This is a genomic window from Nocardioides koreensis (genome assembly GCF_039531775.1).
GTDB lineage: Bacteria > Actinomycetota > Actinomycetes > Propionibacteriales > Nocardioidaceae > Nocardioides > Nocardioides koreensis.
Map to the genome: position 1 here is coordinate 49,073 of NZ_BAAAQR010000006.1, position 14,121 is coordinate 63,193.

General features: G+C 71.4%; 14 protein-coding genes. 8 read left to right on the forward strand and 6 right to left on the reverse strand.

The annotated features are described in order from the left end of the window. Positions 1–12 precede the first annotated feature (12 nt). The gene (locus tag ABD268_RS11215; RefSeq protein ID WP_344151585.1) at positions 13–513 is read left to right on the forward strand and encodes an O-acetyl-ADP-ribose deacetylase; all 501 of its coding nucleotides are present in this window, start codon (positions 13–15) and stop codon (positions 511–513) included. Here ABD268_RS11215 and serC read toward each other — a convergent pair. Then, positions 492–1,628 (reverse strand): phosphoserine transaminase, encoded by a 1,137-nt coding sequence (serC, locus tag ABD268_RS11220; protein ID WP_344151588.1) that lies wholly within the window; start codon positions 1,626–1,628, stop codon positions 492–494. The genes ABD268_RS11215 and serC overlap by 22 nt on opposite strands. Before the next feature lie 205 nt (positions 1,629–1,833). Between serC and ABD268_RS11225 the strand changes: the two genes are divergently transcribed. Further along, a complete protein-coding gene (locus tag ABD268_RS11225) occupies positions 1,834–2,322 on the forward strand; it encodes a GNAT family N-acetyltransferase (protein ID WP_344151591.1) in 489 nt (162 codons plus the stop codon). A 13-nt stretch (positions 2,323–2,335) separates the two neighbouring features. Here ABD268_RS11225 and ABD268_RS11230 read toward each other — a convergent pair whose 3' ends face one another. From ABD268_RS11230 to ABD268_RS11245, 4 genes are all read right to left on the reverse strand, one after another. Further along, positions 2,336–2,587, reverse strand: coding sequence for a hypothetical protein (locus ABD268_RS11230; RefSeq protein WP_344151594.1), 252 nt, complete (start codon positions 2,585–2,587; stop codon positions 2,336–2,338). 89 nt (positions 2,588–2,676) lie between these two features. Next, positions 2,677–3,675, reverse strand: a complete 999-nt coding sequence (locus ABD268_RS11235) for a TerC/Alx family metal homeostasis membrane protein (RefSeq protein WP_344151597.1) — start codon at positions 3,673–3,675, stop codon at positions 2,677–2,679. Between the two features lie 189 nt (positions 3,676–3,864). Then, the gene (locus ABD268_RS11240) at positions 3,865–4,464 is read right to left on the reverse strand and encodes a class I SAM-dependent methyltransferase (RefSeq protein WP_344151600.1); all 600 of its coding nucleotides are present in this window, start codon (positions 4,462–4,464) and stop codon (positions 3,865–3,867) included. A 349-nt stretch (positions 4,465–4,813) separates the two neighbouring features. Beyond that, positions 4,814–6,139: an HNH endonuclease signature motif containing protein gene (locus tag ABD268_RS11245; RefSeq protein WP_344151603.1), complete on the reverse strand. Its 1,326-nt coding sequence runs from the start codon at positions 6,137–6,139 to the stop codon at positions 4,814–4,816. A 280-nt stretch (positions 6,140–6,419) separates the two neighbouring features. Between ABD268_RS11245 and ABD268_RS11250 the strand changes: the two genes are divergently transcribed. After that, on the forward strand, positions 6,420–6,989 hold the full coding sequence (locus ABD268_RS11250; protein WP_344151606.1) for a VldE C-terminal domain-containing protein: 570 nt from the start codon (positions 6,420–6,422) through the stop codon (positions 6,987–6,989). Between the two features lie 91 nt (positions 6,990–7,080). Here the strand turns inward: ABD268_RS11250 and ABD268_RS11255 are convergent, their stop codons facing one another. After that, entirely contained in the window at positions 7,081–8,187 is a 1,107-nt protein-coding gene (locus ABD268_RS11255) for a citrate synthase 2 (RefSeq protein WP_344151609.1), read from the reverse strand. A gap of 111 nt (positions 8,188–8,298) precedes the next feature. On the opposite strand from ABD268_RS11255, the gene pdxH reads away from it, so the two are divergent. The 5 genes from pdxH to ABD268_RS11280 are packed head-to-tail and all read left to right on the forward strand — an operon-like array spanning position 8,299 to position 13,660. Beyond that, positions 8,299–8,958, forward strand: a complete 660-nt coding sequence (gene pdxH, locus ABD268_RS11260; RefSeq protein WP_344151612.1) for a pyridoxamine 5'-phosphate oxidase — start codon at positions 8,299–8,301, stop codon at positions 8,956–8,958. A 28-nt stretch (positions 8,959–8,986) separates the two neighbouring features. Then, entirely contained in the window at positions 8,987–9,220 is a 234-nt protein-coding gene (locus ABD268_RS11265) for an HAD family hydrolase (RefSeq protein ID WP_344151615.1), read from the forward strand. Between the two features lie 59 nt (positions 9,221–9,279). After that, positions 9,280–9,912 (forward strand): TetR/AcrR family transcriptional regulator, encoded by a 633-nt coding sequence (locus tag ABD268_RS11270; RefSeq protein ID WP_344151618.1) that lies wholly within the window; start codon positions 9,280–9,282, stop codon positions 9,910–9,912. Beyond that, a complete protein-coding gene (locus ABD268_RS11275) occupies positions 9,912–11,648 on the forward strand; it encodes an ABC transporter ATP-binding protein (RefSeq protein WP_344151621.1) in 1,737 nt (578 codons plus the stop codon). Before ABD268_RS11270 ends, ABD268_RS11275 begins: the two co-directional genes overlap by 1 nt. Continuing rightward, on the forward strand, positions 11,645–13,660 hold the full coding sequence (locus tag ABD268_RS11280; protein ID WP_344151624.1) for an ABC transporter ATP-binding protein: 2,016 nt from the start codon (positions 11,645–11,647) through the stop codon (positions 13,658–13,660). Before ABD268_RS11275 ends, ABD268_RS11280 begins: the two co-directional genes overlap by 4 nt. The last annotated feature ends 461 nt before the right edge of the window (positions 13,661–14,121 follow it).

Consider the following 14,121-nt stretch of genomic DNA (forward strand, 5'->3'; position numbering starts at 1 on the left):
CACAATCGAGCAATGGAGATCACCGTCGTCCAGGGCGACATCACCCGGCAGCAGGTCGACGCGGTCGTCAACGCCGCCAACCGCGCGATGCGCGGCGGCGGCGGGGTCGACGGGGCCATCCACGCCGCCGGCGGCCCGGCGGTCCTCGAGGACTGCATCGCCCGCTTCCCGCGCGGCCTGGCGACCGGCGACGCGGGGTGGACCACGGCGGGCGAGCTCCCGGCGCGCTGGGTCATCCACGTGGTCGGGCCGAACCACCGGGCCGGCCAGACCGACCGCACGCTGCTGACGTCCTGCTACGCCCGCGCGCTCGAGGTCGCCGACGAGCTCGGTGCCGCGACGGTCGCGTTCCCGTTGGTCAGCGCCGGCATCTACGGCTGGCCCAAGGACGACGCGATCGCGGCCGCCGTGGAGACGCTGGCGGCCGCGGAATCAGCGGTCGCCGAGGCCCGGATGGTGGCCTACGACCACGCGACGTACGCCGCGATCCGTCAGAGCCTGCCGACCACGTAGTCGATGCAGCCGGTGAGCGCCTCGACGTCGGCGGGGTCGACGGCGGGGTACATCGCGATCCGCAGCTGGTTGCGGCCCAGCTTGCGGTAGGGCTCGGTGTCGACGACGCCGTTCGCGCGCAGCGTCGCGGCCACCGCGGCAGCGTCGATGGAGTCGTCGAAGTCGATGGTGCCGATCACCAGCGAGCGGTGCTCGGGGTCGACGACGTACGGCGTGGTGTACGCCGTCTTCTCGGCCCAGCCGTAGAGCGCGTCGGAGGAGGCGGTGGTCCGTTCGACCATGCCCGCCAGGCCCCCTTGGGCGTTCATCCAGTCCAGCTGCTCGGCCATCAGGAAGAGGGTGGCGACCGCGGGGGTGTTGTAGGTCTGGTTCTTCCGTGAGTTGTCGATCGCGGTAGGCAGGTCGAAGAAGGCAGGGACGTGCCGGTCGTTCGCGGCGATCTCGGCGGCCCGGTCCAGCGCTGCGGGCGACATGATCGCGAGCCACAGCCCACCGTCGGAGGCGAAGCACTTCTGCGGCGCGAAGTAGTAGGTGTCGACCTCGGTCAGGTCGACCGGCAGGCCGCCGGCGCCCGAGGTGGCGTCGACGAGCACCAGGGCGTCCGTGGCGCTCGTCCCGGCCGGCCGCACGACGGGAGCCATCACGGCGGTGGAGGTCTCGTTGTGAGCCCAGGCGTAGGCGTCCACGCCGTCCTCGGCCACGGCGGTGGGGCGCGAGCCGGGCTCGGAGGCGATCACCGACGGGTCGGCGAGCCAGGGGGCGTCCTTCGCGGCCTTGGCGAACTTCGAGGAGAACTCGCCGAAGGAGAGGTGCTGGCTCTTCTCCCGGATCAGGCCGAAGGTCGCGATGTCCCAGAACGCCGTCGCGCCACCGTTGCCCAGCACCACCTCGTGGCCCTCGGGCAGCGAGAACAGGTCCGCGAGACCCTCGCGCACCCGTCCCACGAGGTCGCGCACCGGCGCCTGGCGGTGCGACGTGCCCATCAGCGACGCGCCGGTCGCGGCGAGCGCGTCGAGGTGGCTCGTCTGGATCTTGGAGGGGCCCGCCCCGAAGCGGCCGTCGGCCGGGAGGAGGTCGGTGGGAATCTGCACGGGGTCCTGCGGGGCGTCGGCCATGGGCAACCTTCCGGGAGGGGCAGGTGGTGACTCCTGACGACGCTGTCAGCCCTTCTATTGTGTCATCCGCCACCCCTGCCCGACGGAGGAGTCCACATGACCCGCAGCTCCGGTTTCGACGACCAGGCCCGCGCGCGGCTCGCCTTCCGCATCGAGGCGGGATTCCTCGGTGACGGGCCGGGCGTCCTCGGCGTCGGATCGGCTCTTGGCTGAGAGGCAGGCCGCGGTGGAGATCCTTCGCGTCGGCTACGGCCAGCCCGATGCGATGCGGCTGATCGCGGAGGTGCAGGCGGAGTACGTCGTGCGCTACGGCGGCCCCGACGACACCCCGCTCGACCACGCGATGTTCGAGCCGCCGGCCGGCAGCTTCTACGTCGGGTACGTCGCTGGCGAGGCGGTCGCGACCGGGGCCTGGCGGCGCTGCGAGGTCGAGGCGTTCGGCAGCACGGAGACCGCCGAGATCAAGCGGATGTACGTCGTCCCGCGGTGGCGCGGCGCGGGCCTCGCCCGGCGGATGCTGGCCCACCTCGAGGCGAGCGCCGCTGCCGCCGGTGCGCGGGCCCTGGTGCTGGAGACCGGGCTGCGCCAGCCCGAGGCGATCACCCTCTACGAGTCCTCCGGGTACACGCCGGTCCCGGGTTTCGGCTACTACCGGGACGCGCCGCTGTCGCGGTGCTTCGGGAAGCGGGTCTGACCCCTGCGGGTCGCTAGCGGCAGGACCGGGCCTGGTGGCTCGGGCCGTGGCCGCTCGCGCAGCCCGTCCCGGCGGACGTGCTGCCGCCGGCGACGGCGTGCGCCAGCTGCGCGGGGGAGATCCCGCCGGTGATCCCGAGCAGGGCGCCGATCAGGACCAGCCGCGGGACGATCGCGCAGGCGAGGTGGCGGAGGAGGTGCCGGGGGACGGCGGACAGGCACTCCTGGGGCCGGTCTTCCTCGGTCTCGACTGCCTGGTGCTGCACGGGTCTCCTCGTGTTCGCTTCCCCGGGGACCCGCGGGAGTCTAGGAAAAATGCATGCACCCGCGTCAAGCGCATCCCCCATTGTGGGGATCAGGTGACCATTTCGGGCTCCTCGTCACGCTCCTGCCGCGTGGCCACCAGGCTCGTGGTCACGGTGACGGCGAGGATGCCGACGACCACCCCGAGCGACGCCAGGGTGGGGATCTCGGGCACCGCCGTCCACTGCAGGTGCCCCCAGTGCAGCGCCAGCTTGGCGCCGATGAAGCCCAGGATCGCGGCGAGGCCGTAGCCGAGGTGCACCAGGCGGCTCAGGGCGCTCTCGAGGACGAAGTAGAGCGCCCGCAGGCCGAGCAGGGCGAAGGCGTTGGTGGCGAAGACCAGATAGGGGTCCCCGGTGATGCCGTAGACCGCCGGCACCGAGTCGATCGCGAAGACGATGTCGGTGGCCAGCACCGCGAGGACGACCAACGCGAACGGGGTCAGCGCCCGGGCCCCGGCGCGACGCACGGTGAGCCGTGGGCCGTCGTACTCCTCGGTGACGGGGAACAGCCGACGGGCCGCCCGCACCACGCGCATCCGGGAGATGTCGACCTCCTGGCCGTGGCCGCTGAGCGTGTCGCGCAGGATCTTCACGCCGGTGACCAGCAGCACCAGCCCGAAGACGAGGAAGACCCAGTCGAACGCCGCGAGCGCGGCGGCGCCGAGGGCGATGAAGAGGCCGCGCAGCACGAGCGCGCCGATGATGCCGTAGAGCAGCACCCGCTGTCGCAGAGCCGGCGGTACGGCGAACGCACCGAGCAGCAGCATGAACACGAAGAGGTTGTCGACGCTCAGCGACTTCTCGACGAGGTAGCCGGTGAGGTACTCCACGCCGCGGTCGGTGCCGTGCTGCCACCAGACCCAGCCACCGAACGCGAGCGGCAGCGCGACGTAGAACGCGGACCACGCCAGCGCCTCGCGCAGGGAGACCTCGTGGGGTCGGCGGGTGAGCAGGAAGTCCACGGCCAGGAGGACCAGGACGAGGCCGATCGTGACGGCCCACAGGGTCGGGGTGCCGATCGTGGCAGTGGCAGCGGCGATGAGAGGCACGGGGTCTCCTCGGACGACAGATGGTGTCCGAGGTCTTCCTCGACCGGCTCCTGGAGCTGCCGGTGCCCGCCCGGGACGGCCACGGGGCCGTCGTACTGACCGGAAGGTGCTTGGGTGAGGTACTCCCCTCGAGCCCCCAGTGTACTGACCCTCTTCAAGAGCTGGTTCCGTGACGGCAACCGCCCCGGCTCAGCTGACGACGAGGTACCGCTCGTCGTCGATCTCCCGGCCCCAGTAGACGGGTTCCGGCAGCAGCGTCAGCTCGGCCTCCCGGCCGGCCCCCTCGACCAGCGCGACGGTCTCGGCCGCGGACAGCCCGGCGCCGTTGAACCACCGGCCCTCGACCAGCAGCAGGCGGCCGCCCGGCACCAGCAGGTCGATCCAGCGGCGCAGGGTCGCCGCCGGGTCGGGCATCGCCCACAGGACATGGCGGCACAGCACCACGTCGTACGACGCCGGGTCGAGCGGCGGCGCCGAGGCGTCGCCCTCGGTGAACCGCACGGCGGTGTCACCGGCAGCCTTCTCCTGCGCCAGCCGCACCATCTCGGGGGAGATGTCGACCCCGTCCACCGTGTAGCCGTGCCCGGCGAGCAGCAGCGCCAGCGTGCCGGTGCCGCTGCCCAGGTCAGCGACCCGGGCGGGCGCCGGCGGCAGGGCGTCGAGCAGCAGCTCGCGCCATGCCGCGCGGACCGTGTCGTCCCGAAGGCCGTGGTCGGCCGCTTCGTCGAAGCTTGCGGCTTCAGCATCCCAGAGGTCGCGGGTCTGCTGCAGGTCGTCCCGTGAGGTCATGCGCGCAGCATAGGAGTCGGTGTCGACATATTGCCGGCGGTGGCCGGATTCTTCCGGCGGGGCCGGATTCTTCCGGCGGGGGCGGATTCTTCCGGCGGGGGCCGGGCTCTCTTTCGGCGGGGTCTCGGGGTCTCATCGGTGGGGTCGGCTGCGCGGGCAGGGCGCCGTCGCTTGCTTCGCCGTTGGCGCCGCAGCGTCGTCTGCTTGGGGTTGCGCGCCGTGGCGGCGCCCCCCGGCTCGCTTTTACGCTCCTTGCACCCTGCCCGCGCTGCCGACCCCACGGTGCGGCAGCCTCGCCCTCGCCGCTTCTGGCTGGGTGGGGGGTGGTCGGTTGCGTCGCTGACTGCGTTCACTCGCGTCTTGGTCGGCTTCTGATCCACTCGGGTGGTGGGTGCCCACGCTTGGGTGGGGGCAGGAACTCGGGTCGGCCGTCGTGGGGGTTGAGGCGGACCTGCCAGGGGGTGTGGTGGATGACCCGGTGGTGCTGGCCACAGAGCAGGACGAGGTTCTCGAGCTTGGTCTCGCCGCCGTCGACCCAGTGGAGGATGTGGTGGGCGTGGCACATGAGCGGGGGCCGGGTGCAGCCGGGGAAGGTGCAGTGCCGGTCCCGGCAGACCACGGCCCGCCAGATCGCTGGGGTGACCAGCCGGCTGGTGCGGCCGACGTCGAGGACCTCGCCCTTGCCGCCGAGGGCGACGGGGATGATGTCGGCGTCGCAGGCCAGCCGCCGGATCACCGAGGGCGCCAGCTCGAGCCCGTCATCCGTGACGGCGGGGGTGCCGAGGGTGGCCCAGTCGATCTTCTGGCGCAGCACCTCCAGCGACGTGGTGACGGTGACCCGGGGTCTTGCGCCGTGGCAGTCCGGGGGCAGGTCGGTGTCCAGGGCGTGCTGGGCGGTCGCCACCAGGGCGTCCCACATGCGGGCGCCGTGGTCGCGGGGGTCGACGTTCTCCTCGCAGGTCTCGGGGTCGACGGCGGGTTCGGGCTTGGTGAGCGGCAGGAAGGCGGCCTTGAGGATGGCGGCGTCCTCGACGGTGCCGCGGCCCCGGAGCCGGACGCCGCCGGCGCCGTCCTCGGTGATGGACAGGTGCCGGTGCAGGTGCGCGGCCCGGTCCTCGCGGTCCAGGGCCTTCTCGGCGTCGCGTTCGGCCTTGTCGGGGTCGACCACCAGCACCAGGCGCTTGGCGGCATGGTGCAGCTCGGTGGCGGTCAGCCGGGACGCCGCCTCCAGCAGCAGCTCCTCGCCCTCCGCCCGGACCGCGGGGTCGAGGGGGAGCTTCTCGATCGCGGCCACGATGATCGCGGCCTGCTCCGGGGAGACCCGTCCGGCCAGCAGCGCGGCGTGGGTGGCGGTCCGCTCCGTCACCAGGAGCGGGGCCTGCTCGACGGTGCGGTGCCCCTGCCCCCGTTTCATCCCGGCCAGGTGGGTGAACCAGCCGGCGGTCGAGGACCAGGCCAGCTCCTGCTTCGGGATCTTCCGGGCCTCGATCTCGGCCAGCATCGAGGCCTCCAGGCCGGCCAGGTGCGCGCGGAGCGTCTCGGCCTCGGCGACCGCCTCGACCAGCTCCTCCGACGTCTTGGCCGCCCACAGCGCCTCGTCCAGGCAGGCCAGCCGACCGTTCACGTCCGCGACCACCCCCGCGGGGGTGGTGGGGAGATCGGTGGGCTGCTCCATGTCCTGACTCAACCAGAGCCCACCGACAGTCCCGGGCTCCTGACCTGTGCATATCTCATCTGATGAGACGCTATCCGAAGAAACTTTCGAGAAACTTTTCGAGCCGAAGGGGACCGACCGCCGACCGCGAGCCGGAAACCGGCCGCGACCCCGAGCGGACCCCCGCCGTAGCCAGCCAAGACCGCAACCAGAGCGAACCCGCAAGCCGAGTGGCGGTGGTGCGCCGGCGCAGGCTGCGCATTCGTCTGACACGGCTCGAAGACCGACCTACCCTCGTCCGGTGTCTCGGATCCGAACCACCCCAGCCCTCGCCCTGCTCATCCTTCTAGCCCTGGTCTCAGCGCCCGCGTCGGCCACGCCGCTCGAGGACTACGCGTCGTACCAGCCGCAGACGAAGTGCTCGCCGCGGGCCAAGCCCGGGACGACGTACCTCGGGAAGCGGCTGGTGAAGCGCTTCGGGGGTGGGTTCGGGCCGATCTCGCGCTCGTGCGACAGCGGCGGCACCTCCGAGCACAAGGAGGGTCGGGCGTTCGACTGGTTCCTCGACGCGTCCAAGAAGTCCGACCGCAAGCGGGCGCACGCCTTCATGGACTGGGTCTTCGAGACCGACCGCCGTGGCAACACCGACGCCCGGGCGCGCCGGATGGGGATCATGTACGTGATCTGGAACGACCACATGTACCCGGCTTGGAGCGGGTTCGAGAAGGAGTCCTACCTCAGCTCGGGGTGCAAGAGCCGCAAGAAGTGCAGCACGACGCTGCGCCACCGCGACCACCTGCACGTCTCGCTGACCCGCAAGGGCGGCAAGGGCCGCACCAGCTGGTACGACGGGCGGCTGCCTCAGGGCTGACCGGCCTGCCGCGCGGGCTTCATGGGAGTGCCGAGCGCCGGTTCGCGCGTTCCGATGGTGCCGAGCGCTCCCATGAAGTCGTCAGGGAGCGTCAGTCCTTCGCCCAGTCGGCGTTCCAGCCGTCGACCTCGTCGGCCTTGCGGGACGACGGGCCCGTGTAGACCGCCGAGGGGCGGATCAGCCGGCCGGTGCGCTTCTGCTCGAGGATGTGCGCCGACCAGCCGCCGGTGCGGGCGCAGGTGAACATCGAGGTGAACATGTTGGCCGGCACCTCGGCGAAGTCGAGGACGATCGCGGCCCAGAACTCGACGTTGGTCTCCAGAACGCGGTCCGGGCGGCGCTCGCGGAGCTCGGCCAGCGCGGCCTTCTCCAGCGACTCGGCGACCTCGTAGCGCGGGGCGTTCAGCTCGCGCGCCGTACGCCGCAGCACTCGCGCGCGCGGGTCCTCGGCCCGGTAGACACGGTGCCCGAAGCCCATCAGGCGCTCGCCGGAGTCGAGCAGGCCCTTGACGTAGGAGCGGGCGTCGCCGGTCTTCTCGACCTCCTCGATCATCCCGAGCACCCGCGAAGGCGCGCCGCCGTGGAGGGGGCCGCTCATCGCGCCGATGGCGCCGGAGAAGGCCGCAGCGACGTCGGCGCCGGTGCTGGTGATCACGCGGGCGGTGAACGTCGAGGCGTTCATGCCGTGCTCCGCGGCCGAGGACCAGTAGGCATCGATCGCCTTGACGTGCTTGGGGTCGGCCTCGCCCTTCCACCGGATCAGGAACTTCTCGGCGAGGGTCTTGCCCGTGTCGACCTCGGACTGGGGGACCACCGGCATGTGCAGCCCGCGCGCGGACTGCGCGGCGTACGAGAGAACCATGACCGCGACCCGGCCGAGGTCGGCCCGGGCCTGCTCGTCGGAGATGTCGTAGGTCTGGCCGAAGCCGAAGGCCGGGGCGAGCATCGCGACCGCGGCCTGGACGTCGACGCGCACGTCGCCGGTGTGGACCGGCAGGTTGTACGGCTCGGCGGGCGCGAGCCCCGGGGTGTAGCTGCCATCGATCAGCAGGCCCCAGATGTTCTCGAAGGGCACCCGCCCGACAATCTCCTCGATGTCCACGCCGCGGTAGCGCAGCGCGGAGCCTTCCTTGTCGGGCTCGGCGATCTCGGTCTCGAACGCAACGACACCTTCGAGTCCGTGGTGTACCTCGGTCATGCGCTCGCGGCTCCTCTGCTCGGTGGGCGCCCGGTCGGGCGTGCCGGACGCATTCTGCACCCCTGTCCGGATCGTCGCACCTGCCCCCTCGCAACGCCTAGGGTCGAGGGCATGGCGACTGTGGACGGAACCGGACGGATCGACCTGCCCTCCCTGCGAGCGGAGTACACCCGCGCCGGGCTGACCGAGGCCGACCTCGAGCCGGACCCCTTCGCGATGTTCGACCGGTGGATGCACGAGGCGATCGCCGCCGACCTGTACGAGGCGAACGCGATGGTGGTGGCGACGGTCGGGCCCGACTTCCAGCCCTCCGCCCGGATGGTGCTGCTCAAGGGCTTCGACGAGCGCGGCTTCGTCTTCTTCACCAACACCGGCTCGCGCAAGGGCCAGGAGCTGGCCGGCAACCCGCGCTGCGCGCTGCTCTTCCCCTGGCACCCGCTCGAGCGCCAGGTGCGGGTCGACGGCGTGGCCGCGCCGCTGGACCGCTCGGCGGTGGAGGAGTACTTCGCGCAGCGGCCCCGGCGCTCGCGGCTCGGGGCGTGGGCCTCCCACCAGTCGAGGGTGGTGACCGGTCGCGACGAGCTGAGCCTGGCGTACGCCGAGGCCGACGCCCGCTACCCCGACGAGGTGCCGGCGCCCGAGGAGTGGGGCGGCTACCGCGTGCACGCGGAGGCGGTCGAGTTCTGGCAGGGACGACCGGGCCGGATGCACGACCGGCTCGTCTACCGCCGCTCCGGTGCGGGCTGGTCGACGGAGCGGCTGGCGCCGTGACCGACGTGGGTGTCCTGGGTCTGCGCCCGTGGTGATCGCGGTGTTCTTCGACGGTGACGGCACGCTGTGGGACTTCGACGCGGTCATGGTCGGGGACTCACTGGCGCACGACGTCGAGGCGGCACAGCGCGCCGGCTGGCGGGGGATCTGGCTGAACCGGCGCGGCGCGGTCAACGAGAGCCACACCGAGCCGGACGCGGAGATCTCCACGTTGGCCGAGCTGCCGAACCTGATCGCCGGACTGGCGGACGGCACCTGCTGAACCTGCAGATCCGGGAAATCCACTTGTGAGTGAGCGCTCACTCACTTACTCTGGACGGCGTGACTCCCCGCGCCGCCGCCATGGCTCCCGACGATCGCCGCAGGGCGATCCTCGCCGTGCTGGTCCCGCTCATCGTCGAGAGGGGCGGCGACGTCAGCACCCGTGAGATCGCCCGGGCCGCCGGCATCGCGGAGGGCACGATCTTCCGGGTCTTCCCGGACAAGAAGAGCCTGATGCTGGCCGCCGCCGAGGAGGCGATCAACCCCGCCGACGGGCAGGCCGCCTTCGACGAGGCGATGGCCGGGGCCGAGGGGCTGCGCGCGAAGGTGGTGGTGGCCACCGAACGGGTGCTCGACCGGATGCGGCTCACGATGTCGGTGATGATGGCCGCCCGACAGCACCTGATGGCCGCCCACGAGGCGGGCGAGCACCAACGCACGGGGCCCGACGGGAAGCCGGCGTTCGGGCCGCCGCCGTTCGTGATGCAGGCCCAGGAGGACCTGCACCGGCGGCTCACCGGCCTGTTCGAGCCGCACCGCGACGAGCTGGCCGTCGAGCCGTCCGTCGCTGCCGTCGCCCTGCGCTCGCTGATCTTCGGCGCCAGCCGACCCGAGCTGGGGATGACCCCGGCGCTGACCCCCGACCAGATCGCGGACCTGCTGCTCGACGGCGTCCGCCGGAGGGACTCCTGATGCTGCTCCGACTCCTGCGCACCCACCTGCGTCCCTACCGCCGATGGCTCGCCGCGGTCGTGGTGCTCCAGTTCATCGGCGTCGTCGCGATGCTCTACCTGCCGAGCCTCAACGCCGACATCATCGACTTCGGCGTGACCCGGGGGGACACGGGCTACATCATCCGCACCGGGGCCCTGATGCTCGCGGTCTCGCTGGCGCAGATCGCCTGCTCGGTCGGTGCGGTCTGGTTCGGTGCGCGTACGGCGATGGGATTCGGCCGCGACGTCCGCGCGGCGCTGTTCCACCGGGTCGGGACGTTCTCCCAGCGGGAGGTCCAGCACTTCGGGCCGCCCTCGCTGATCACCCGCGGCACCAACGACGTCCAGCAGGTGCAGATGCTGGTGCTGATGGCCTGCACCATCGCGATCTCCTCGCCGATCATGATGATCGGCGGCGTGATCATGGCGCTGCGCGAGGACGTCGGGCTCGGCTGGATCCTCGCCGTGGTCGTGCCGGCGCTCTTCCTGTCCGTCGGCCTGGTCGTCAGCCGGATGGTGCCGAGCTTCCGGCTGATGCAGGCCCGGATCGACGAGGTCAACCGGGTGCTGCGCGAGCAGATCACCGGCATCCGCGTGGTCCGTGCGTTCGTGCGTGAGCCCTACGAGGCGGAGCGTTTCGCCGGCGCCAACGGCGACCTCACCGAGGTCGCGGTCCGGGCCGGTCGGTGGATGGCCACGATGTTCCCGCTGGTGATGCTGGTCGTGAACGTCTCCAGCGTCGCCGTGATCTGGTTCGGCGGCCACCGCGTCGACAACGGGCAGATGCAGGTCGGCGCGCTGACCGCGTTCCTCTCCTACCTGATGCAGATCCTGATGTCGGTGATGATGGCGACCTTCATGCTGATGATGGTGCCGCGCTCCGCGGTCTGCGGCGACCGGATCGTGGAGGTCCTCGACACCGAGACCTCCGTCGTCCCGCCGGCGGACCCCGTCGTGCCCGACCCCGCCCGGCGCGGCTGGCTCGACCTCGACGAGGTCGTCTTCTCCTACCCGGGCGCGGAGTCCCCGGTGCTGAACGAGGTCGGGTTCGGGGCGCGGCCCGGGCAGACGGTGGCGGTGATCGGGTCCACCGGCGCCGGCAAGTCCACGCTGGTCAACCTGGTGCCGCGGCTCTTCGACGTCACGTCCGGCACGGTCTCGGTCGCCGGGGTCGACGTACGCCGTCTCGCCGCCGACGACCTGTGGGCGCAGATCGGGCTGGTCCCGCAGCGGGCCTGGCTGTTCAGCGGCACCGTGGCCAGCAACCTGCGGCACGGGAAGCCGGACGCCACCGACGACGAGCTGTGGGCGGCGCTGGAGGTCGCGCAGGCGCGCGACTTCGTCGAGGCCCTGCCCGAGGGGCTGGACGCGCCGGTCAGCCAGGGCGGCACCAACTTCTCCGGCGGCCAGCGCCAACGCCTCGCCATCGCCCGCGCGGTCGTGCGCCGGCCCGGGATCTACCTCTTCGACGACTCCTTCTCCGCGCTCGACCTGGCCACCGACGCCCGGGTCCGGGCGGCCCTGCGTCCGGTCACCACCGACGCCACGGTGCTGATCGTGGCCCAGCGGGTCTCCACGATCATCGACGCCGACCTGATCCTGGTGCTGGAGGACGGCCGCGTCGTCGGTCGCGGCACCCACGACGAGCTCCTCGCGAGCTGTGGCACCTACCAGGAGATCGTCACCTCCCAGCTGAGCAGCGAGGACGCCGCATGACACAGCAGGACGTGGTCTCGACAGGCTCGACCACCGAGGGGAGAGCGCCCAAGGGCAAGGCGCTCGCGGCCACCGAACGCATCCAGGCGCCCGTCGGAGGGCCCGGCCGCGGCCCGATGGGCGGCGGCATGGTCGGCCAGAAGGCGATGACCTTCGGGCCCTCGGCCCGACGGCTGGTCGCCCAGATGCGCCCGGACCGGGGCAAGGCCGTGGCCGTGGTCGTCCTCGGCGTCATCAGCGTCGCGCTGATGTCGGTCGGGCCGCGCATCCTCGGCCAGGCCACCGACCTGGTGTTCTCGGGCCTGTTCAGCCGCACCATCCCGGCCGGAGTCACCCAGGAGCAGGCGGTCGAGGGGCTGCGCCGTCAGGGGGACGGCAACCTCGCCGACATGCTCGCCTCGATGGACCACGTGGTCCCCGGCCAGGGCGTGGACTTCGACGCCGTCCGCAACGTGCTGCTCGTCGTCCTCGCGATCTACGCCGGCGCCGCGCTGCTCGGCTGGCTGCAGGGCTTCGTGCTCAACACCGTCGTGCAGAACACCGTCTACCGGATGCGCGAGGAGGTCGAGGCCAAGATCAACCGGCTGCCGCTGGGGTACTTCGACCGCTCGCCGCGCGGGGAGCTGCTCAGCCGCGTCACCAACGACATCGACAACGTCAGCCAGACCCTGCAGCAGACCATGAGCCAGCTGATGACCTCGCTGATGACCGTGGTCGCCGTGCTCGCGATGATGATCTGGATCTCCCCGCTGCTGGCGCTGATCGCGCTGGTCTCGGTGCCGATCTCCCTGCTGGTGACCCGCGCGATCATGAAGCGCTCGCAGGGCATGTTCGTCGCGCAGTGGCGGCGTACCGGCCGGCTGAACGCGCACATCGAGGAGACCTTCTCCGGCCACTCCCTGGTCAAGGTCTTCGGCCGCCAGCACGAGGTCGAGGAGACCTTCGCCGAGGAGAACGACGAGCTCTACCGGGTCAGCTTCGGGGCGCAGTTCGTCTCCGGGCTGATCATGCCCTCGATGATGTTCGTCGGGAACCTCAACTACGTGGTGATCGCCGTGGTCGGCGGGCTCCGGGTCGCGAGCGGCTCGCTGTCGCTGGGGGAGGTGCAGGCGTTCATCCAGTACACCCGCCAGTTCACCCAGCCGCTCACCACCGTGGCCTCGATGATGAACCTGCTCCAGTCCGGGGTCGCCTCGGCCGAGCGGGTCTTCGAGCTGCTCGACGCCGAGGAGGAGCCGGTGGACGCGCCCGCGACTTCGGCCCCCGCCGTACGCCGTGGCGAGGTCGCCTTCGAGGACGTCGCGTTCCGGTACGACGAGGACCAGCCGCTGATCGACGACCTGTCCCTGGTGGCCCGGCCGGGCCAGACCGTCGCCATCGTGGGCCCCACCGGCGCCGGCAAGACGACGCTGGTCAACCTGGTGATGCGCTTCTACGACGTCGACGCCGGGCGGATCACGCTGGACGGCGTCGACATCACCGCGATGCCGCGCTCGGCCCTGCGCGGCCAGATCGGCATGGTGCTCCAGGACACCTGGCTCTTCGAGGGGACCATCCGCGACAACATCGCCTACGGCCGCCCGGATGCGACCGAGGAGCAGGTCCTCGAGGCCGCGCGGGCGACGTTCGTCGACCGGTTCGTGCACTCGCTGCCCGACGGCTACGACACCGTGATCGACGAGGAGGGCAGCAACCTCAGCGCCGGTGAGCGCCAGCTGGTCACGATCGCCCGGGCCTTCCTCACCGATCCCGCGCTGCTGATCCTCGACGAGGCCACGTCCTCGGTCGACACCCGCACCGAGCTGCTGCTCCAGCACGCCATGGCGGCGCTGCGCACCGACCGCACCAGCTTCGTCATCGCCCACCGGCTCAGCACCATCCGCGACGCGGACCTGATCCTGGTGATGGAGCACGGCGCGATCGTCGAGCAGGGGACCCACGACCAGCTGCTGCACGCCGAGGGCACCTACGCCCGGCTCTACAACGCCCAGTTCGCGCAGGCCGTCGCCTGACGGGAGGGGGCCGGGCACTTTCCCCGCCCGGGGAAAGTGGCACTGGTCAGGGGGAAGGCCACCTGACCAGTGCCTGTTTCCCCTGACCGGTCAGCCGGCATGCGGGCCGGGACGGCGGGGTGCGGGCTCGGCCACTACCCACCCGACGCGGTAATTCTCTTGAAGGCCCCGGACGCTCGGCCTACGGTGGTCGCACACGGGAAAGGAGGTGGTCCGAAGAATGAATTCTTATGGGACGCGTGAGGTGGCTGCCCGCTAGCAGCAACCGTCAGCGAAGTACTGCTGGCGAATCCACAGCAGCTACCCGACCCGCAGACGATCCGGTCATCACGTCCACCGGAGCGGGCCTCGCTCGAGGTCCACGTCTGCGGGTCGCTGCATGTCCGGGGCAGGTGTGGCCGCGCGCACATTGGTTGCCGATATCAACCATTCGGGATATGGTTGCTCCCGGCAACTTTTCT

What these genes read in the sequence shown, in the direction of transcription:
- ABD268_RS11215 (WP_344151585.1), top strand. Translation starts at nt 13, where the DNA reads ATGGAGATCACCGTCGTCCAGGGCGACATCACCCGGCAGCAGGTCGAC.
- serC (WP_344151588.1), bottom strand. Translation starts at nt 1,628, where the DNA reads ATGGCCGACGCCCCGCAGGACCCCGTGCAGATTCCCACCGACCTCCTC.
- ABD268_RS11240 (WP_344151600.1), bottom strand. Translation starts at nt 4,464, where the DNA reads ATGACCTCACGGGACGACCTGCAGCAGACCCGCGACCTCTGGGATGCT.
- ABD268_RS11245 (WP_344151603.1), bottom strand. Translation starts at nt 6,139, where the DNA reads ATGGAGCAGCCCACCGATCTCCCCACCACCCCCGCGGGGGTGGTCGCG.
- ABD268_RS11255 (WP_344151609.1), bottom strand. Translation starts at nt 8,187, where the DNA reads ATGACCGAGGTACACCACGGACTCGAAGGTGTCGTTGCGTTCGAGACC.
- pdxH (WP_344151612.1), top strand. Translation starts at nt 8,299, where the DNA reads ATGGCGACTGTGGACGGAACCGGACGGATCGACCTGCCCTCCCTGCGA.
- ABD268_RS11275 (WP_344151621.1), top strand. Translation starts at nt 9,912, where the DNA reads ATGCTGCTCCGACTCCTGCGCACCCACCTGCGTCCCTACCGCCGATGG.
- ABD268_RS11280 (WP_344151624.1), top strand. Translation starts at nt 11,645, where the DNA reads ATGACACAGCAGGACGTGGTCTCGACAGGCTCGACCACCGAGGGGAGA.